Annotated in this window: 19 protein-coding genes; 10 read left to right on the top strand and 9 right to left on the bottom strand. The window is 65.4% G+C overall.

What is annotated here, in order from left to right:
• Position 1: 1 nt before the first annotated feature.
• The 4 genes from GGR62_RS07660 to GGR62_RS07645 form a co-directional block, all read right to left on the bottom strand.
• Positions 2 to 1048: an ABC transporter substrate-binding protein gene (locus GGR62_RS07660; RefSeq protein ID WP_184407324.1), complete on the bottom strand. Its 1047-nt coding sequence runs from the start codon at positions 1046 to 1048 to the stop codon at positions 2 to 4.
• 84 nt (positions 1049 to 1132) lie between these two features.
• Entirely contained in the window at positions 1133 to 2050 is a 918-nt protein-coding gene (locus GGR62_RS07655; protein ID WP_184407323.1) for a TauD/TfdA family dioxygenase, read from the bottom strand.
• Positions 2051 to 2296: 246 nt separating this feature from the next.
• Entirely contained in the window at positions 2297 to 4780 is a 2484-nt protein-coding gene (locus GGR62_RS07650) for an FtsX-like permease family protein (RefSeq protein ID WP_184407322.1), read from the bottom strand.
• The gene (locus GGR62_RS07645) at positions 4777 to 5382 is read right to left on the bottom strand and encodes an ATP-binding cassette domain-containing protein (protein ID WP_326520245.1); all 606 of its coding nucleotides are present in this window, start codon (positions 5380 to 5382) and stop codon (positions 4777 to 4779) included. Before GGR62_RS07645 ends, GGR62_RS07650 begins: the two co-directional genes overlap by 4 nt.
• A 103-nt stretch (positions 5383 to 5485) precedes the next feature.
• Between GGR62_RS07645 and GGR62_RS07640 the strand changes: the two genes are divergently transcribed.
• The 3 genes from GGR62_RS07640 (at position 5486) to GGR62_RS07630 (ending at position 8383) form a co-directional block, all read left to right on the top strand.
• Entirely contained in the window at positions 5486 to 6154 is a 669-nt protein-coding gene (locus GGR62_RS07640; protein WP_184407320.1) for an arylesterase, read from the top strand.
• Positions 6155 to 6255: 101 nt separating this feature from the next.
• Positions 6256 to 6969, top strand: coding sequence for a response regulator transcription factor (locus GGR62_RS07635; protein WP_002811889.1), 714 nt, complete (start codon positions 6256 to 6258; stop codon positions 6967 to 6969).
• Between the two features lie 142 nt (positions 6970 to 7111).
• Complete coding sequence (locus GGR62_RS07630; RefSeq protein ID WP_184407319.1) at positions 7112 to 8383, top strand: HAMP domain-containing sensor histidine kinase; 1272 nt, start codon at positions 7112 to 7114, stop codon at positions 8381 to 8383.
• A 229-nt stretch (positions 8384 to 8612) separates the two neighbouring features.
• On the opposite strand, the gene GGR62_RS07625 is transcribed toward GGR62_RS07630, so the two are convergent.
• Positions 8613 to 9314, bottom strand: a complete 702-nt coding sequence (locus GGR62_RS07625) for an SGNH/GDSL hydrolase family protein (RefSeq protein ID WP_184407318.1) — start codon at positions 9312 to 9314, stop codon at positions 8613 to 8615.
• A 182-nt stretch (positions 9315 to 9496) separates the two neighbouring features.
• Between GGR62_RS07625 and GGR62_RS07620 the strand changes: the two genes are divergently transcribed.
• From GGR62_RS07620 to GGR62_RS07590, 7 genes are all read left to right on the top strand, one after another.
• Positions 9497 to 9877, top strand: a complete 381-nt coding sequence (locus GGR62_RS07620; protein WP_184407317.1) for a diacylglycerol kinase — start codon at positions 9497 to 9499, stop codon at positions 9875 to 9877.
• Between the two features lie 253 nt (positions 9878 to 10130).
• Positions 10131 to 10769 (top strand): LemA family protein, encoded by a 639-nt coding sequence (locus GGR62_RS07615; protein WP_184407316.1) that lies wholly within the window; start codon positions 10131 to 10133, stop codon positions 10767 to 10769.
• A gap of 302 nt (positions 10770 to 11071) precedes the next feature.
• Positions 11072 to 11971, top strand: a complete 900-nt coding sequence (locus GGR62_RS07610) for a TPM domain-containing protein (RefSeq protein WP_184407315.1) — start codon at positions 11072 to 11074, stop codon at positions 11969 to 11971.
• Positions 11971 to 12462, top strand: a complete 492-nt coding sequence (locus tag GGR62_RS07605) for a TPM domain-containing protein (RefSeq protein WP_184407314.1) — start codon at positions 11971 to 11973, stop codon at positions 12460 to 12462. Before GGR62_RS07610 ends, GGR62_RS07605 begins: the two co-directional genes overlap by 1 nt.
• A gap of 54 nt (positions 12463 to 12516) precedes the next feature.
• Positions 12517 to 13407 (top strand): prolipoprotein diacylglyceryl transferase, encoded by an 891-nt coding sequence (gene lgt, locus GGR62_RS07600; protein WP_184407313.1) that lies wholly within the window; start codon positions 12517 to 12519, stop codon positions 13405 to 13407.
• A complete protein-coding gene (locus GGR62_RS07595; protein ID WP_184407312.1) occupies positions 13404 to 14198 on the top strand; it encodes a thymidylate synthase in 795 nt (264 codons plus the stop codon). Before lgt ends, GGR62_RS07595 begins: the two co-directional genes overlap by 4 nt.
• Before the next feature lie 67 nt (positions 14199 to 14265).
• On the top strand, positions 14266 to 14760 hold the full coding sequence (locus GGR62_RS07590) for a dihydrofolate reductase (protein WP_184407311.1): 495 nt from the start codon (positions 14266 to 14268) through the stop codon (positions 14758 to 14760).
• A 66-nt stretch (positions 14761 to 14826) separates the two neighbouring features.
• Here the strand turns inward: GGR62_RS07590 and GGR62_RS07585 are convergent, their stop codons facing one another.
• From GGR62_RS07585 to rsmA, 4 genes are all read right to left on the bottom strand, one after another.
• The gene (locus GGR62_RS07585) at positions 14827 to 15288 is read right to left on the bottom strand and encodes a hypothetical protein (protein WP_184407310.1); all 462 of its coding nucleotides are present in this window, start codon (positions 15286 to 15288) and stop codon (positions 14827 to 14829) included.
• Between the two features lie 155 nt (positions 15289 to 15443).
• A complete protein-coding gene (locus GGR62_RS07580) occupies positions 15444 to 16391 on the bottom strand; it encodes a symmetrical bis(5'-nucleosyl)-tetraphosphatase (protein WP_184407309.1) in 948 nt (315 codons plus the stop codon).
• Between the two features lie 28 nt (positions 16392 to 16419).
• Positions 16420 to 16803: a Co2+/Mg2+ efflux protein ApaG gene (apaG, locus tag GGR62_RS07575; RefSeq protein WP_184407308.1), complete on the bottom strand. Its 384-nt coding sequence runs from the start codon at positions 16801 to 16803 to the stop codon at positions 16420 to 16422.
• A 36-nt stretch (positions 16804 to 16839) separates the two neighbouring features.
• Positions 16840 to 17628, bottom strand: a complete 789-nt coding sequence (rsmA, locus tag GGR62_RS07570; protein WP_184407307.1) for a 16S rRNA (adenine(1518)-N(6)/adenine(1519)-N(6))-dimethyltransferase RsmA — start codon at positions 17626 to 17628, stop codon at positions 16840 to 16842.
• Between the last annotated feature and the right edge of the window lie 82 nt (positions 17629 to 17710).

Here is a 17710-nt window from a genome sequence, read left to right as displayed (position 1 = left end):
ATCAGCTCCCGCCCGCAATCGACGGATCATCGAAAAAGTAGTCGTTCAACGTGGTCGGGCGCTGCTTGATCGCGCCGCTGTGTTGCATGAACTTTCCCAGCCCCAAGGTGTTTTGCGGCACCACGGTGAACTGCACCTTCGGGTCCTTGATGATCTGCAACACCAGCGCGCGATCGATGCTCGAGCCATTGCGGCGCAGGAAGATATCCGCGGCCTGCTCCGGGTGTGCGGTGACAAAATGCGCGGCCTGATCCAGCGCAGCGACGAAGGCGCGATAGGTCTTGGGGTTGTCGCGGCGGAATTTCTCGGTGGCATACAGCACCGTCGCCGACGAGGGGCCGCCTTCGATGTCGTAGGAACTGGTCACGATGTGTGCGGCAGGATTGCGCGCCAGTTCCTGTTCCTGAAACGGTGGGCTGGCAAAGTGTGCGGTGATCTCGGTGCGGCCACGGATGATCGCGGCGGCGGCATCCGGGTGCGGCAATGCGACCTGCAGCGGGTCCAGCTGATGCGTGCCCTTGTCGCCCCAGCGTTGCTGCGAGGCGTGCTGCAGAAAGCGCGACTGCACCGACACGCCGGTGGCCGGTAGCGCAATACGGTCCTGCGGGGTGAAATCGCCGATACTCTTGATGCGCGGATTGTTGCTGATCAGGTAGTAAGGAAAGTTGCCCAGCGACGCCACGCCGCGCACGTTCTGCCGGCCGCGGGTACGGTCCCAGATGGTGAATAACGGCCCGACGCCGGCGCCGGCGATATCGATCGAACCGGTCAGCAACGCATCGTTGACTGCCGCGCCACCGGACAATTGCAGAAACTGTACGTCGATGTCCACGCCGGCGGCCTTGCCTTGCTGCTCGATCAGTTTCTGATCCTGCGCCACGTCCAGCAGCAGATAGACGATGCCGAACTGTTTGGCCACGCGCAGTTTTCCTTCGGCCTGTGCATGCGCGCTGTGCAGCAACGGCAATGCGGCCAGGAGCAGCAGCGCAACACGGCGGGAAAAACGTCGGCGCTGCGGACGTGCGTGAGAAGTGACGGTCAAACGCATGCGGCGCTCCAGTCGAGAGGGGGAGGGAGGTCGCGCGTCCCACGGCGCATGACAGGCCTTGGGACGTGCGGGGCGGCGCGTCGTCTAGAACGGTGCATCGCCTTCGATGGTGGTGCGGTTGAGCCGGCGGCGCAGGTGATCGGGCGTCCCGGTTGCCAGATGCATCACCGAGCGGTTGTCCCAGAACACCATGTCGTAGGGCTGCCAACGATGCCGGTACACCAAGGCATCGCGGGTGCTGTGTTCGAACAGGGTCTGCAGCAACGCATCGCTTTCGTCGTCCGGCAAGCCGACGATGCGAGTGGTGAAATGCTCGCTGACGAACAGCGCTTTGTGGCCGGTTTCCGGGTGGGTGCGCACGATCGGATGCTGCACCGGCTTCACTTCGGCGATCTGCTCCGGCGTCAGTGCCGGGCGCCACGGATTGCGCGCACGCAGTTCTTCGTACCTGGCCAGATAGCTATGTTCGGCATGCAGAGCCTGCACGGTGCGCTGGAGCGCGTCGGGCAGGGTTTGCCAGGCCAGATGCTGATTGGCGAACAAGGTATCGCCGCCTTCGCTGGGCAGTTCCTGCGCATGCAACAACGAACCGAGACTCGGCGTTTGCTTGTACGACAGGTCCGAGTGCCAGTAGTGGCCGGCATCGCCCAGGCCGATCGGCTCGCCGTTTTCCTTGATGTTGGACACCACCAGCACTTCCGGATGTCCGCGCAGCTGGAAATTGCGCAGCACATGGATCTGCAGCGGACCGAAGCGACGGCTGAAGGCGACCTGCTGGGCGGGGGTGATGCGTTGGTCGCGGAAGACCAGCACGTGGTGATCCAGGTGCGCCCGATGGATGCGCGCAAAGGTGTCCGTATCCAAGGGCTGCGACAGGTCCAGGCCGATCACTTCGGCGCCCAGCGGGGCATCGAAGGGGACGATCCGAACGCCGGAAGTCTGTTTGCTGGAAGCGGCATCGCGCGCCGGCTGCGCACGCGCTGCGGATGTGACGCTGACCATGACGGTGACACCTCGACGGCAACGAAGGCCGCCGTACCGGCGACCGGACACACCACTCTAGGCAGTCATGCCGCCGCTGCGAACGAACGATTGGCAAGATGCTTATGCGCTGCCGATATATGCGCCGCCGGCATGCAGGCGGCGCATTCCCGCACCGCCCGCTTCGAACGCGAACTGCGTGCTTCGGTAAGCGCGATCATCCGACGGTCGCGGCCTGGCGGCGGCGTATCCGCGTGGCGCGCGCTGCTACTCCGTCCGCAAGGCCAATGCCGGCGGCGTGGACAAAATCCGCCGCGTGCCCGACCAGCCGGCCAACAGGCTCAACGCCAATCCAAACGCGCCACCGATCAGCAGGCGCGGCCAATCCGGCGTCAGCGCGATCTCGAAGGCCTTCTGCCCGACTACTGCACCGATCACCGCCGCAGCGGTCACCGCCAGCGTCCCCGCCAGCAGGCCGAGTGCACCGAATTCCACCAGCACCGCACCACGCAGCTGGCCGCGTCGTGCGCCCAGCGTGCGCAACACCGCGCTGTCGTAGCGACGCTCGCCTGCGGTGGCCTGCAAGGCCGCCAGCAGCACCAGTACGCCGGCCAGCAGGCTGAAACCCATCACCAGTTGCACGGCCTGCGCCACCTGGTCGATCACCTCGCGCACGCGGCCGAGGATCGCATCGATATCCAGCACCGAAATATTGGGGTAATCGCGGCTCAGCGACGCCAGCTTGGGCGCATTGCCGGGCGGCAGATGGAAGCTGGAAATCAGGTTGTACGGCGCATCGCCGACGGAACCCTGATTGAGCAGCAAAAAGAAATTGACCCGGAACGAATCCCAGTCGGCCTTGCGGATGCTGGTGACGGTGAAACTGCGCTGCTGCTCGCCCAGCAACAAGGTGATGCGGTCGCCGAGTTTGAGCTGATAGCGCTGCGCCCAGCCTTCTTCCACCGAAGCCTCCGGCGCGGTGCTGTCGGCCGCCCAGAACTTGCCTTCCAGCAAGGTGTTTGCCGGTGGAAACGCGTGCCGCCAGGAGAAGTTGACCGGGCGGTTGTCGCCGTCGCCATCGTCGGCTGGATCGCGGTCGCCACGCAGCGGTGGTTTGTCGTTGATCGCCACCAGGCGCCCGGTCGAAAACGGCTCCACGGCCGCATCGTCCACGCCCAAACCGCGCAGCGTCTGCAGCACCGGCTCGGTCTGCTCGGGCTGGATGTTCATCAGGAAATAGTTGGGCGTATCCACCGGCAGGCGCTCGCGCCATTGCCCGAGCAGGCCGGGGCCGACCACCGCCAGCAGCAACAGCGCACATAGCGACAGCGATAGCCCGACCAGCTGCACCACGCTCAACCCGCGTCGCCGTGTCAGCGAGGCCAGGCCGAGTTTCCAGGCACCGCGCAGGCGATGCTGGATCGGCCGCAGCAAGGCCAGCAGTCCCAGCCCCAGCAGCATCGCCACCAGCGCCAGCGCGGCCAGGCCGCCCAGCACCCAGCCGGCCAGCACCAGGTTGCCAGTCGCGTACACGGTCAGCGCCAGCGTCGCCGCCAATGCCGCGGCGTACACCAGCAACGAACTCGGCGGCACCGCAGCAAAGCTGCGGTTGAGCACACGCATCGGCGGCACGTTGCGCAGCCGCAGCAGCGGCGGCAGGCCGAAGCCCAGCAGCAGCACCAGCCCGATGCCTGCGCCGGCCAGGGCCGGCGTGGCCTGCGGCAACGGCAAGCGGTTCGGAATCAGGCTCCCCAGCGCCTGCACCAGACCTTCCTGCGCCAGCATGCCCAGCCCGATGCCGACCAGGCAGGCCGGGATCGCAGTCAACAGCAATTGCAGCGACAGCATCGCCAGGATGTCGAGCTGACGTGCGCCCAGGCAGCGCAGTACCGCCACGGTGTCGATACGGCGCATCGCAAACCGATTCGCCGCCAACGCAGTGGCCACGCCGGACAACAGCACCGCCAGCAGTGCCGACAAGGCCAGGAACCGGCCCGCGCGATCGAACGCCGCACGCATGCCGCGCTGGGTGTCCTCGATGCCGACCAGCCGGTATTCGCTGGCACGCGGTTTCAACCAGGCGCGCAGATCGGCGATGGCCTCCGGCGCGCCGGAGAACATCAGCCGGTACGAAGCGCGACTGCCGGGGCCGAGCAGGCCGGCGCCGGCGATATCGGCACGATTGACCAGCAACGGCGGCGACAACTGCATCAGCTCGCCGGAGGCATCCGGTTCGGCACGCAGCACGCCGGTGATGGTGAGATGGCCGGCGCCGAATTCCAGCTGTTCGCCCACGCGCAGGCCCAGGGCCTCCAGCAGGCGGGGATCGGCATAGGCCTGGCCCGGCGGCGGTGCGCCCGCAGGCTTGCCCTGCATGCCGGCACTGTCCGCGGACACCAGCAATTGCCCACGCAGCGGGTAGCCCGCGCCGACCCCGCGGATATTGGCCATCTGGCTGGCGTCGCCATGGAACAGCACGCTGGGGAAGCTGACCATGCGCGTGCTCTGCAAGCCACGCCGCTGCGCTTCCGCGGCGAAGTCGGCCGGAATCTCCTGGCGGCCGGTCACGCCCAGATCGCCACCAAGTACTTCGGCCGCGCTGGAGGTCAACGCCAGGGTCACCCGATCGACCAGCGTGCCGACGGCCGTCATCACTGCCACGCCCAGCACCAGCGCGGCGAACACGGTCAGCAGGTCGCCGGCCAGGAATTCGCGGCGCACCGCGCGCGCGGCTTGGCGCAGCACGTTCATGCGGCCGAACCCGGCTGGGCGTGCAGGCGGCCGCTGTCGATGCGGTAGATGTGGTTGCAGCGCTGCGCCAGCGTCATGTCGTGGGTCACCAGCACCAGGGTGGTGTCGCTGGTGGCATTGAGCGCGAACAACAGGTCGCTGATCTGCGCGCCGGTGGTCTGGTCGAGGCTGCCGGTGGGCTCGTCGGCAAACAGGATGCGCGGTTTGGCCACGAACGCGCGTGCCAGCGCCACGCGCTGCTGTTCGCCGCCGGACAGCTGGCGCGGATAGTGACGCGCGCGCGCGCTCAGGCCCACCGCTTCCAGCACTTCGCGCACCCGCGCCGGGTCTTCGCGTCCGGCCAGCTCCAATGGCAGCGCGATGTTTTCTTCGGCGGTGAGTGCCGGCAGCAGATGGAAGCTCTGGAACACGAAGCCCACCTCGCGTGTGCGCAAGGCGGCGCGCGCTTCCTCGTCCAACTGGCCCAGCTCCTGGCCGGACAGCGCGATGCTGCCGCGGCTGGGCAGGTCCAGCCCGGCAAGCAGGCCGAGCAGGGTGGTCTTGCCCGAACCGGACGCCCCGACGATGGCGATGCTGTCGCCTTCACTGACCGTCAAGCTCACGTTGTCGAGGATGTGGAGTGTTCCCTCCGGTCCGCTGACGGACTTGCCGACCTCGCGGACGTCGATGGCGGTGCGGGTGCTGGAGCGGGGGGCCAGACTGTCGATGAGGAATCTCCGAATGCGTGAAAGAACACTGCGATATGGCGTGCTGGTCCTGTGGCTGCTGACACTCTCCCTGCTCGCGCCGGGGATTGCCTCTGCCAAAAGTCCGGCTGCGACCGCACCGATCCTGGTGGTCGGCGACAGCCTGAGCGCTGCGCACAACATCCCGGTACAGTCCGGTTGGGTCACTTTGCTGGACCAACGCCTCAAGCGTGACATGGCGACGCCACCGGCGGTCGTCAATGCCAGCATCAGCGGCGAAACCACCTCCGGTGCGTTGACGCGGCTGCCCGGCCTGCTGCAGAAGCACCGCCCCGGCGTGGTGGTGATCGAACTCGGCGGCAACGATGCGCTGCGCGGGCTGACCCCGGCCCAGCTCAAGGGCAATCTGGAAAAGATGATCCAGCTCAGCCAGCAGGCCGGCGCCAAGGTGCTGCTGCTCGGCATCGATGTGCCACCGAACTACGGCCCGGCTTACCGTGAGCGCCTCAAGGCCACCTATGCCGATCTGTCCAGGCAGTACAAGACCGCACTGGTGCCGTTCTTCCTGGAAAAGGTCGCGCTGCAACCCGGTCTGATGCAGGCCGACGGCCTGCATCCCACGGCCGCAGCCCAGCCCAGGGTGCTGGAAACGGTCTGGCCGGCGCTGCGCCCACTGCTCGGACACTGACAGCCGGCGACTGGCTGCTGTCATAAAACGTTAGTTGGTCTTCACACCCTTTCCACTACCGATCCGGCATGTTTCACAAAGCTGAAGACCGAGGAAAGTCCATGCGTCAGACCAAGGAAACGTCCGGCCTCGTGCTGGTCGTCGAAGACAATCGCAACATCTCCGAAATGATCGGCGAGTACCTGGAAGGCCGTGGCTTCGAGGTCGACTACGCGCAGGACGGACTGGACGGTTACCGTCTGGCCGCCGAGAACAGCTACGACGTGGTCGTACTGGATCTCATGCTGCCGCGCCTGGACGGCATCGAAGTGTGCCGCCGCCTGCGTAACGACGCACGCAAGTCCACCCCGGTCCTGATGCTGACCGCCCGCGACACGCTCGACGACAAGCTCACTGGCCTGGGTTTCGGCGCCGACGATTACCTGACCAAGCCGTTCGCCATTCAGGAACTGGAAGCGCGCCTGCGTGCCCTGATCCGCCGCGAGCGTCGCCAGGTGGGCTCGGAAGTGCTCAAGGTCGCCGACCTGGTGCTGGACCCGGTCAGCATGCGCGCCACCCGTGCCGGCACCGAGTTGCAGCTCTCGCCGATCGGCCTGCGTCTGCTCACCATCCTGATGCGCGAATCGCCGCGTGTGGTCACCCGTCAGGAAATCGAGCGCGAGATCTGGGGCAATGGCTTGCCGGACTCGGACACCCTGCGCAGCCATCTGTACAACCTGCGCAAGATCATCGACAAGCCGTTCGACCGCCCACTGCTGCACACCGTGCAGAGCGCCGGCTATCGCATCGCCGACATCGCCCAACCGATGGCCTGATGTCACGGCCGGTCGCCGCCCTGGCGACCGGCATTTCCTGCAGGCGCCCCCGCGCCGCTCGTTTCCGCGTGCTGCCGCTTGATTGCACGACGGTTTTACGGAAGCGTTGCCTATAATCCGGCGCTCTCCCCTGGATGCAGCAATGCCACACGGGCTCCCGAGAAAAATACGTCTTGCCTTCCTGCTGCAGGTCGCGCTGGCGAGCCTTGCGATCGTGCTTGGCGGCTACCTCATCTCCTTTGTCATCAAGTACAGCCTGGTGCGCACGGTACTCGCCGACGAGGCCGTGCATTTCTGGCGGATGCAAAAGAGCACGCCGGGTCATCGCCCCCCGGAGACGCGCAATATCCAAGGCTATTTTTCGCCTGCCGGGGCCGGCCGTGACATGGTGCCGGCCGCGCTGCGGCAGCTGTCTCCTGGCTTCAGGGAGGTGGTGGCCGCCGATGCGTTGGTATATGTCGATCAACGTCCGCAAGGGCGCTTGTATCTGGTGTTCCCGCGCGCGCGCGCGGCCCATCTGACGCTGTGGTTTGGCGTGGTGCCGGCACTGATCGTGCTGCTGGCGATCTACGGCGTGTCCTGGTTCATCTATCGCGTGTCCAAGCGACTGGTGTCGCCCATCAGCTGGCTGGCGCGCCGTGTCTCGCAATGGGATCCACGCAACCCGGACGTGGATGAACTCGCCCCGGAGCGCTTGCCGGTAGAGTTGCAGGGTGAGACGCGCCAGCTGGCCGCTGCCCTGCATGCGCTTGGGCAGCGGGTCAGCGACCATGTCGCACGCGAGCGTAACTTTACCCGCGACGCCAGCCACGAACTACGCACGCCGCTGACGGTGATCCGCGTGGCCAGCGACATGGCACTGGCCGACGACGAATTGTCGCCACGCACCCAGCGCAGCCTGCGTCGCATCCAGCGTGCAGGCCACGATATGGAGGCGGTGATCGATGCATTCCTGATCCTGGCGCGCGAAGCCGAGATCGACCCGCAAAGCGAAACCTTCGATGCCGCCGAACTTGCCAGCGAAGAACTCGAAAGTGCACGCGAACTGCTCGGCGACAAGCCGGTCGCTCTGCACATGGTGGGCGACCGCAGTCTGCAGATGTTCGCGCCGCCACGGGTGATGCGCGTGGTGCTCAGCAACCTGCTGCGCAATGCCTGTGCCTATACCGACGCGGGCAGCATCGACGTGGAAGTGACCCAGGACCGCATCGTGGTGCGCGATACCGGCATCGGCATGAGCGAAGAGGCACGTGCCCGTGCATTCGAGCCGTTCTACCGCGCCGATCCGACGCGCCCGCAAGGCACCGGCCTGGGCTTGTCGATCGTGCGTCGGCTGTGCGACCGCTTCGGCTGGCGGATCGAGTTGCATAGCGAGGCCGGCGTCGGCACCTCGGTTGCGGTGGTGGTGGCATGAGGTCAGCGTCGCTGACCTGATATGCGCCGCACGGCTTGCGCGGACGCCAGCCAAGCCGGCGCTACGCCGCAGCCATTTCGCCGTTGCGGACCGACGCATCGCATCCCGCGCGCTGAGCCGCCGCGCCGCGCACCCGGCTGCATGTACCGGTCATTCCAGCGCAGCACGTCGCCTGCCGATCGAACAACCGATCCGGCGAGCGCAACCGCCGGATCGGCTCTGGATCGGGCTACTTCTGCTCCAACACGGGCGCCACGACCTTGCGCCAGATCGCGTAGCCGTCGGCGGTCATGTGCAGCCTGTCCTCGCGGAACAGTTCCGCGCGCGGCTTGCCGCTGGAATCGAGCATCGGCGTGTAGATATCCACGAAGTCCACGCGAGACAGCGGTGCCAGTGCCGCCTTGATCAGTTCATTGGCCTTGATCACCGCAGGCAGCAACTGCGCCCGCGACGGACTGGGTTTGATCGACAGGTAGCTGATACGCGCATCGGGCAGATCGCGGCGGATACGCATCACGAACGCCAGCACATCGTCGCGCACCTGCTCGGGCGTGCGGCCGCTGTTGAGATCGTTGTCGCCGGCATACAGCACGACCTGGCGCGGCGCATACGGGATGACGATGCGATCGGCGTACCAGGTGCTATCGCGCACTTCCGAGCCACCGAAGCCGCGATTGATCACCGGCTTGTCCGGAAAATCCTGCGCCAGCGTCTCCCAGAAGCGGATCGATGAACTGCCGACGAAGACGATGCCGTGCTTGGGCGGTGGCTGGCGCGCATCGCTGGCTTCGAAGCGCTGCATGTCGTCTTCCCACGCGGCATTGGACACCTGTGCCGGCACCTGCGGCGCCGGATGCAGCGCGGCGGCCTGGACCTGGCTGGACAGCAACACAAGGGCGCACAGCAGCGTGCGCAAGGGATGTTTGATCATGCGGAGAACCTGCGGCAGTCAGCGGGCCGTCATGGTGCGACACGCTGCAGGCTGAGGGCAAACCCGCCGGCACCTGGCGGTGCGCGGCGGCACGGTGCAAGATTCGCACTTTCCTCAGCAGCGACCACGCCATGCGTTCGATCCGTTCCTCGACATGCCCTTGCGGCCGGAAGCGCTGACGCATGGCCGATCAACTGGGACACGTGCCGCGCGGCCCGCGCCGCATGCTCAAGGCAGCGGTCTGGTCGTGGCAGGGATTGCGTGCGGCGTGGCTGCATGAATCCTCGTTTCGGCTGGAGGTCTGTCTTGCCGTGGTGCTGGTACCGCTGGGGCTGTGGCTCGGCCAGTCCGGTCTGGAGCGCATCGCGCTGATCGCACCGCTGCTGATCGTGCTGGCGGCCGAATTGCTGAACTCGGCGATCGAAGCGGTGATCGAGCGTTACGGCCCGGAGCATCACGTGCTGGCCGGTCGCGCCAAGGACATGGGCTCGGCGGCGGTATTCCTGCTGTTGATCAATGTGCTGCTGTGCTGGGGGCTGATTCTGCTGCCACGCTTGTTCTGAACAGCGGGCCGTTGTCGGCGCCGATAGCGGCTGGACGGTTGTGACAGGCATGGGATGAGCAAGTGCGTGCAGACGTGCGTGGCGTGCGATGCGCCAGCGCGCGTGTCGCTTGGCCGCGTAGCGTGCCGTACATCCTGCTGGTTGCCAGCATCGAGCTGGCCCCGCCTGCCTGCGCTGCCACGCGGGCACATGTGCATGCCGGCTTGACCTGCCACGTGGCATGCTCGGGTTCTCTTTCAACGGAATCGCCTGCATGCCCGTCCTGATTCGCGCCCTGGTGTTGCTGGTTCTGACCGTCTCGCTGTCCGGTTGCGGCTACAACGCGATCCAGCAGAAGGAAGAGGGAGTCAAGGCCGGCTGGTCGGAGGTGCTCAATCAATATCAGCGCCGCGCCGATCTGATTCCCAACCTGGTGCGCACCGTGCAGGGGTATGCCCAGCAGGAGCGTCAGGTGTTGACCGAAGTGACCAACGCGCGCGCGCGTGTCGGACAGATCCAGGTCAATGCCGATGACGCAGCCTCGTTGAAGCAATTCCAGCAGGCGCAGGGCGAGCTCGGTAGTGCGCTGTCGCGGTTGTTGGTGGTCAGCGAAAACTATCCGCAGCTCAAGTCCGACCAGGCGTTCCGCGATCTGCAGGTGCAGCTGGAAGGCACCGAAAACCGCATCACCGTGGCGCGCGGTCGCTATATCCAGGCGGTGCAGGACTACAACACCTATATCCGCTCGTTCCCGCAGGTGATCACCGCCAAGATCTTCGGCTACCAGCCCAAGCCCAATTTCAGCGTGGAAAACGAAGCGCAGATCTCGCGCGCGCCGCAGGTGGATTTCGGCAATCAACCGGCGCCGCAGCAGCCAGCACAGCAACCACAACAACCGCAGCCCGCACAATAAATACATGCAGCCTGCGCAGTGTCAAAAACGGCGCGATCTCATTCACGAGCTGTCGGGACACGCGCCAGGTTTGCCATGTCGCCCTGTTCATCGCCTGCTGGGTCACTAACAACGCTCGGACGCGGAACATCGACCCCTCTCCTTGCAGAAGAAGGATTGGGGTGAGGGCACGGTGGCGAAGCCCTTGGGCAGCGCCAACGGCATGTCGCTTCGCGCGTACCCTTATCGGCTCCTACGGGGCACCTTCTCGCGGTGGGAGAGGGGAACGGCCGAATCGCAATGCTCAGGTCAGGAGTTAGGTAATGCGGCAAACGCACAGATGGGTAGTTTGGATAATCGCGCTTCTGCTGCTGCCGGCCTCGCTGCTCGCGCAGGACCTTGCCGCCATTCCACCATTGCGCTCGCCGGTGGTCGATCTCACCGGCACGCTGGATGCAACGCAGACTCAGCAGCTGGAGCAGCAGGCGCTGGCCCTGCAGCAGCGCAAAGGCGCGCAATTGCAGATCCTGATCGTGCCGACCACGCAGCCGGAGGCGATCGAGGAATACACCCAACGCGTGTTCGACCAGTGGAGCATCGGCCGCAAGGGCGTGGACGACGGTGTGCTGCTGTTGGTGGCCAAGGACGATCGCCGGGTGCGGATCCAGCCCGGGAAGGGCCTGGAAGGCGCGATCCCCGACATCACGGCCAACCGCATCATTCAGGAGTACCTGGCGCCGCGCTTCCGTGAAGGCGACTACGCAGGCGGCATCCGCGCTGCGACCGCGACGCTGGCCGGCCTGATCGAAGGCGAAGCCCTGCCGGCGCCGGTCAGCGGACACGCCGATGTTGGAACGGGCGACAACCGCGCAGGTGGTTGGATCATGGCGCTGTTCGTCGGATTTGTGGCCGCCATGGTCGCGCGCGGCATTCTCGGGGCGTTGCCGCGACCGCTGCGTGCGTTGCTGACCGGCGTGGCTGCGGGGGGCGCGGCCCTGCTGTTCACCTCATTGTTGCTGGCCAGTGTGGGCGCTGCGGTGATCGGGTTGCTGGCGGGCCTGGCCTCGGGCTCGCCCGGACGGGTTGTCGGCGGCGGTGGCTGGGGCGGCGGCGGATTCGGTGGGTTTGGCGGCGGCGGTGGTCGCGGCGGCTTCGGTGGCGGTGGCGGTTGGGGCGGGGGTGGCGGATCATCGGGAGGCGGTGGCGCCTCGGGGAGTTGGTAATGCGGTGGCTCAAGCATATTTTTTCGCCTTCGACGCAGCGTAGTTTTCCGCCCAGTTGCATGGATGCAATCGCTGCGGCGGTGGCGTCCAGCGAGCGCAGCCACACCGGGCAGATCATGGTGGCGGTGGAGTCCGACTTGCCGCTGGCCGCGTTATGGCGCGGGCAGACCGCGCGTCAATGCGCCGAGCAGGCCTTCGCCCGCCTGCGCACATGGGACACCGAAGCCAATAACGGGGTGCTGATCTATCTGCTGCTGGCCGATCACGCCATCGAGGTGGTCGCCGACCGTGGCCTGCGCAGCCGGGTGCCGGAGGCACAGTGGGCCGAGCTGTGCCGGCGCATGCAGCAGTTCCTGCGCGATGGCGAGCACGAAGCGGCGGTGCTGGCCGGGATCGAAGCGGTCACCGATGTGCTGACCGAGCATTTCCCGGCCGTTGCAGGTGCGCAGCATGAAGACGAGCTGCCCGATCGTCCGCAGCTCTTAGGCTGAGCGCGTGCGAGGTGTCAGAATAGACGCCTCGCTTTTTCGTGATCCGCGGTCCGCATGATCTATCTGCACGCCATTGACCCCATTGCCTTCTCGCTTGGCCCGGTGCAGGTGCACTGGTACGGGTTGATGTACCTGGCTGCGTTTTTCTCCGCCTGGGCGCTGGGGCGCTCGCGCATCCTGCGCGGCCGTCTGCCTGGCGTGGACATGGACGGGTTCTCCGACCTGTTGTTCTACGGCATGCTCGGGGTGGTATTGGGCGGGCGCATCGGCTACATGCTGTTCTACGCGTTCGACACCTTTCTGGCCAACCCGGTGATCCTGTTCAAGGTGTGGGAAGGCGGCATGAGCTTCCATGGCGGCTTGCTTGGCGTCCTGATCGCCTGCGGGTTGTGGGCACGCAGGCATCGGCTGCACTTCTTCGACGTGATGGATTTCGTGGCGCCGCTGGTGCCGTTGGGCCTTGGCTTCGGGAGGCTCGGCAATTTCGTCGGCGGCGAGCTGTGGGGCAAGTTCACCCAGGCCGGCTGGGGCGTGATCTTCCCGCATGCGCCGGAGCTGGCCAATCTGATGCCGTCGCAGATCCAGGCGCAATATGCCGCCGGTGCGCTGAATCGGTTTGCCCGCCATCCTTCGCAGCTGTACGAAGCCGCGCTGGAAGGCGTGGTGATGTTCGTGGTGCTGTGGGCATTCTCGATGAAACCGCGTGCGCGTTATGCGGTGTCGGGGATGTTTGCGCTGCTGTACGGCGTGTTCCGTTTCATCGTCGAATTCGTGCGCGTGCCCGACGCGCCGATCGGCTACCTGGCTTTCAACTGGTTGACGATGGGCCAGATACTCAGCCTGCCGCTGATCGTCGGCGGCCTGGTGCTGCTGGCCATCTCGCGCCGCGCGCCGGTGTTGCAGCCGGTGGTGGTGGAGAGCCCGAGCGTGGAGGCAGTCAAGTGAAGCCGTATCTGGACCTGCTGCAGCACGTGCTGGAATACGGCGCGGAAAAATCCGATCGTACCGGTACCGGTACGCGCAGCGTCTTCGGTTGGCAGATGCGTTTCGACCTCAATGCCGGTTTTCCGCTGGTCACCACCAAGAAACTGCATCTGCGCTCGATCATCCATGAGCTGCTGTGGTTTCTGCAGGGCGACACCAACATTGGCTATCTCAAGGACAACCAGGTTCGCATCTGGGACGAATGGGCCGATGCCGATGGCAATCTCGGCCCGGTGTACGGCAAGCAGTGGCGGCGCTGGACCGGACCGGACGGGGTCGAGATCGACCAGATGCAATGGTTGGTGGACGAGATCAAGCGCAACCCGGATTCACGCCGGTTGGTGATCAGCGCCTGGAATGTCGGCGAACTGCCGCAGATGGCATTGATGCCGTGCCATAGCCTGTTCCAGTTCTATGTGGTCGACGGCAAGCTCAGCTGCCAGCTGTATCAGCGCAGCGGCGATATCTTTCTCGGCGTGCCGTTCAACATCGCCAGCTACGCGCTGCTGACCCATATGGTGGCGCAGGCCACCGGGCTGGGCGTGGGCGATTTCGTGCATACGCTGGGCGACGCGCATCTGTACTCGAATCACTTCGAGCAGGCCCGCGAGCAACTGACGCGCGCGCCGCGCGCGCTGCCGATCTTGCGCCTGAACCCCGAGGTCACAGATCTGTTCGCATTTCGCTTCGAAGACATCGCCATCGAGGGGTACGACCCGCATCCGGCGATCAAGGCACCAGTGGCGGTGTGAGTGTTGCGGGCAGGTAGATGGTGATGCCACACGCCGGGTTGATGGTTGAAGGGATAAGCTCGGCTGCATGAAAATCATCTTGATCGTCGCCTTCGACCGCGACAATGCCATCGGCCGCGACAACGAGCTGCCCTGGAAACTGCCGGACGATCTCAAGCGCTTCAAGGCGCTGACGTTGGGCAAGCCGATCCTGATGGGGCGCAAGACCGCGCAGTCGCTCGGGCGTGCATTGCCCGGGCGATTGAATCTGGTGCTGACGCGTTCCGGGCAGGTTCCGTTCGCCGACATGCAGGCGGTGGGCTCGATTGATGAGGCGATTGCGCAGGCTGCTGCGACCGAGGCGCAGGAGCTGTGCGTGATCGGTGGCGGCGAGGTGTATCGCCTGGTCATGGAGCGTGCCGATCTGCTGGCCGTGACCGAAGTGGACACCAGGGTGGAACAGGCCGACACCTACTTTCCGCCGATCGACCCGGCCGTGTGGGAGCCCGTACAGCGCCAATCGCATGAGGCCGATGCGCGACATGCCTTTGCATTCGAGTATGTGGATTATCGGCGGCGTTAAGGGCTGACTGGCAAGCGGGTGATTCGATCCCAGTGACGTCGGTCGCCATGATCCTGGCCGAGGCAGCTAACCGACGATTTCGCCGTCGAGCAGGACACTCCCCGCGCGGGTTTGCGCCAGCAGCTTGATAAACCGCAGCTTGCCCTTCACGCCTGCAATCATGCCTTCTCTATGGCCGCGGAAGACGTAGAAGGTTGCTTGGTCGTCATCCTCGAACTGATGCAGAAATTCGAGCGGAACTCCGTCTTCGAAACACCAGCTCGGTGCGAATGCCCATTGCGGCTTCTTGTCGATGCTCACGAACAGACCGGTCAGCTTCTGACCGAGCCATGTCTGCAGATCCGAAGGCTTTTCAGCAGTAAAGGCCGTATAGAGCCTATCGACGAACAGGCTCGACGCAGCCCCTGCGTTTTTTTCTGCGAGCAGGATGTGGTCAAGCCTCTCGTTGAAATCGGCCTTTACTGCGTCAAACGGATTCGCCGCCGCCTTCGCTGCAAACTTCTTTCTCAACGCGTCACCACGATTCATGCTGACATCTCCTCTGGGCGCTTTTGTCGGTGCGTTGGAAGCCGAGCCTGACACAGTGTCGGTCGCGTGGTGGATACGCGATATCGCCACGCTGTGTCGCCGGGGTCATGGCCGGCGGCACGGCTGCAACCCACATACCGAACAAGCCCGCGACTTCAGTCTGCGGCGGGAGCGGTTGGGGGCGGAGTGGAATTGCCGTTTGCAGTATCGCCACCGCCACCGCCACGCTGGCGTTGACGGCGGCGTGGCGGACGGTTGCGCTGCGCGGTCTGCGTTGGCTGGGTGATCGGCATTCCCGGCACCTGCACCACGCGCAGGTCGTCGGTATCCAGCTGCAGGGCGGTGAGCTTGCCGCCCCACACCGCGCCGGTATCGATGGCATGCACGCCTTGCGTGATGGTCAGCCCGAGCGCGGACCAATGGCCGCAGACGATCTTCAGATCACGCTCGACCCGGCCCGGCACTTCGAACCACGGATACAGACCTTGTGCCTGCGTGCCTGGCGTGCCCTTGTCGTCGGTGGCGATGCGCCCGCGCGGCGTGCAATAGCGCATGCGCGTGAACAGGTTGATGATCGCCCGGCTACGGTCGTAGCCGCTCAAGCCCGGCGACCAACCGGGCTGATCGCCGTACATGTTGCGCAGCAGTTTGCGGTAGCCGCCGCCCTGCAGTTGCTGCTCGACCTCGCGCGCGTGTTTTTCGGCCATCTGGGTGGTCCACTTCGGCGCAAGGCCGGCGTGGATCATCATCCAGCCCAGCGCGCGGTCCACGTGCGCCAGCTTCTGCATGCGCAACCAGTCGAGCAGGACGTCGCGGTCTTCGGCCAGCACGATGCGCTGCAGATCCGGGTTGACCTTGCGCTGTTCTTCTTCCGAGCGCGCGCCGATCGCCAGCAGCGACAGATCGTGATTGCCCAGCACCACCACGCTGTGGGCGCGTAGCGAATGCACCAGGCGCAGTGTTTCCAGCGATTGACCGCCGCGGTTGACCAGATCGCCGCAGAACCACAGCGTGTCCTGTGCGGGATCGAAATTGATTTTTTCCAGCAAGCGCTGGGTGATGTCGTAACACCCTTGCAGATCGCCAATTGCCCAGACGCTCATCGCGTGCGCTCCATCAGTCCAGCAGTCATCAGTGCAGCGTCCTGGGTACGCTCAGCACAAAGGCGGCGATCGGAGCGGTGAATTCGGTGCCATCGTCGGCCACCATGTCGTAGTGGCCTTGCATCTGTCCCTGCTCGGTCTCCAGCAGGACGCCGGAGGTGTAAGTGAATGCTTCGCCGGGGCGCAGCCACGGTTGCTCGCCGACCACGCCTTCGCCATCGACCTGCTCGGTGCGCCCGTTGGCATCGGTGATCCGCCAATGACGCGCGATCAGGCGCGCAGGCACGGCGCCCGCGTTCTGGATGCGGATGCTGTAGGCGAAGGCATAGCGGCCTTCGTCCGGGGTCGATTGATGAGCGAGGAAGCGGGGCGATACCTCGACCTCGACCCGGTAGCGCGGATCATCTTGCATGGCGAAAGTCTAAATAAACCAGTGTGGGAGGAGCGCTCAAGCCAGCTCGACATTGGCCAGACGGATGAAATCCGCGACCTCGAGTTGTTCGGCGCGTGCATCCGGGCGCACCTGCGCGGCCTCGAAATGCGCCGGTTCGCAGACAGTGGACAAGGCGTTGCGCAAGGTCTTGCGGCGCTGGCCAAAGCCCGCGCGCACCACGTCGGCAAAGCGCCGGCGATCCTTGATCTGCACCGTGGCCGGATCGCGCGGCACCAGCCGCACCACTGCCGAGTCCACCTTCGGTGGCGGCCGGAACGCGCCCGGCGGCACCACGAACAGCGCGGTCACCTCGCAATACGCCTGCAGCATCACGCTCAGCCGCCCGTAGACCTTGCTGCCGGGACCGGCGGCCATGCGATCGACCACTTCTTTTTGCAGCATGAAGTGCATGTCGGCCACCGCAGCGGCATGGTCCAGCGCATGGAACAGGATCGGCGAGGAGATGTTGTAGGGCAGGTTGCCGACCAGGCGGATCGGTGTGCCATCGGCCAGCGCAGTGAAATCCACGCTGAGCACGTCGCGATGGATGATGCTCAGCGTGCCGATCGGTGCGGCGGCCTCGGTCAAGGGGGCGATCAGGTCGCGGTCGAATTCGATCACGGTCAATGCGCCGTGCTTGCGCAGCAGCGGGAATGTGATCGCGCCCTGGCCGGGGCCGATTTCGACCAGGTGTTGGCCGGCGCGCGGGTCCACTGCCTGCACGATGCGGTCGATGTAGTACCGGTCGGCAAGAAAGTGCTGGCCAAGCGACTTCTTGGCCGGTGCGCTGAAAGAATGATTCATGCGCGCAGTTTAACGGAGCCAGCGCCTGCACGCGGCGCCGGTGCTGTGCGCATCGCGATGGGCAGGGTGCGTGGTGCGCGCC

The sequence above is a fragment of the Xanthomonas sp. 3075 genome, assembly GCF_014197275.1.
Classification (GTDB): domain Bacteria; phylum Pseudomonadota; class Gammaproteobacteria; order Xanthomonadales; family Xanthomonadaceae; genus Xanthomonas; species Xanthomonas campestris_B.
This window is presented reverse-complemented; position numbering and strand designations above follow the sequence as displayed.

What these genes read in the sequence shown, in the direction of transcription:
- GGR62_RS07640 (WP_184407320.1), top strand. Translation starts at nt 5,486, where the DNA reads ATGAGGAATCTCCGAATGCGTGAAAGAACACTGCGATATGGCGTGCTG.
- GGR62_RS07650 (WP_184407322.1), bottom strand. Translation starts at nt 4,780, where the DNA reads ATGAACGTGCTGCGCCAAGCCGCGCGCGCGGTGCGCCGCGAATTCCTG.
- GGR62_RS07630 (WP_184407319.1), top strand. Translation starts at nt 7,112, where the DNA reads ATGCCACACGGGCTCCCGAGAAAAATACGTCTTGCCTTCCTGCTGCAG.
- GGR62_RS07620 (WP_184407317.1), top strand. Translation starts at nt 9,497, where the DNA reads ATGGCCGATCAACTGGGACACGTGCCGCGCGGCCCGCGCCGCATGCTC.
- GGR62_RS07590 (WP_184407311.1), top strand. Translation starts at nt 14,266, where the DNA reads ATGAAAATCATCTTGATCGTCGCCTTCGACCGCGACAATGCCATCGGC.
- GGR62_RS07635 (WP_002811889.1), top strand. Translation starts at nt 6,256, where the DNA reads ATGCGTCAGACCAAGGAAACGTCCGGCCTCGTGCTGGTCGTCGAAGAC.
- GGR62_RS07580 (WP_184407309.1), bottom strand. Translation starts at nt 16,391, where the DNA reads ATGAGCGTCTGGGCAATTGGCGATCTGCAAGGGTGTTACGACATCACC.
- GGR62_RS07605 (WP_184407314.1), top strand. Translation starts at nt 11,971, where the DNA reads ATGCGGTGGCTCAAGCATATTTTTTCGCCTTCGACGCAGCGTAGTTTT.
- GGR62_RS07610 (WP_184407315.1), top strand. Translation starts at nt 11,072, where the DNA reads ATGCGGCAAACGCACAGATGGGTAGTTTGGATAATCGCGCTTCTGCTG.
- rsmA (WP_184407307.1), bottom strand. Translation starts at nt 17,628, where the DNA reads ATGAATCATTCTTTCAGCGCACCGGCCAAGAAGTCGCTTGGCCAGCAC.
- GGR62_RS07660 (WP_184407324.1), bottom strand. Translation starts at nt 1,048, where the DNA reads ATGCGTTTGACCGTCACTTCTCACGCACGTCCGCAGCGCCGACGTTTT.
- GGR62_RS07625 (WP_184407318.1), bottom strand. Translation starts at nt 9,314, where the DNA reads ATGATCAAACATCCCTTGCGCACGCTGCTGTGCGCCCTTGTGTTGCTG.
- GGR62_RS07655 (WP_184407323.1), bottom strand. Translation starts at nt 2,050, where the DNA reads ATGGTCAGCGTCACATCCGCAGCGCGTGCGCAGCCGGCGCGCGATGCC.
- lgt (WP_184407313.1), top strand. Translation starts at nt 12,517, where the DNA reads ATGATCTATCTGCACGCCATTGACCCCATTGCCTTCTCGCTTGGCCCG.
- GGR62_RS07615 (WP_184407316.1), top strand. Translation starts at nt 10,131, where the DNA reads ATGCCCGTCCTGATTCGCGCCCTGGTGTTGCTGGTTCTGACCGTCTCG.
- GGR62_RS07585 (WP_184407310.1), bottom strand. Translation starts at nt 15,288, where the DNA reads ATGAATCGTGGTGACGCGTTGAGAAAGAAGTTTGCAGCGAAGGCGGCG.
- apaG (WP_184407308.1), bottom strand. Translation starts at nt 16,803, where the DNA reads ATGCAAGATGATCCGCGCTACCGGGTCGAGGTCGAGGTATCGCCCCGC.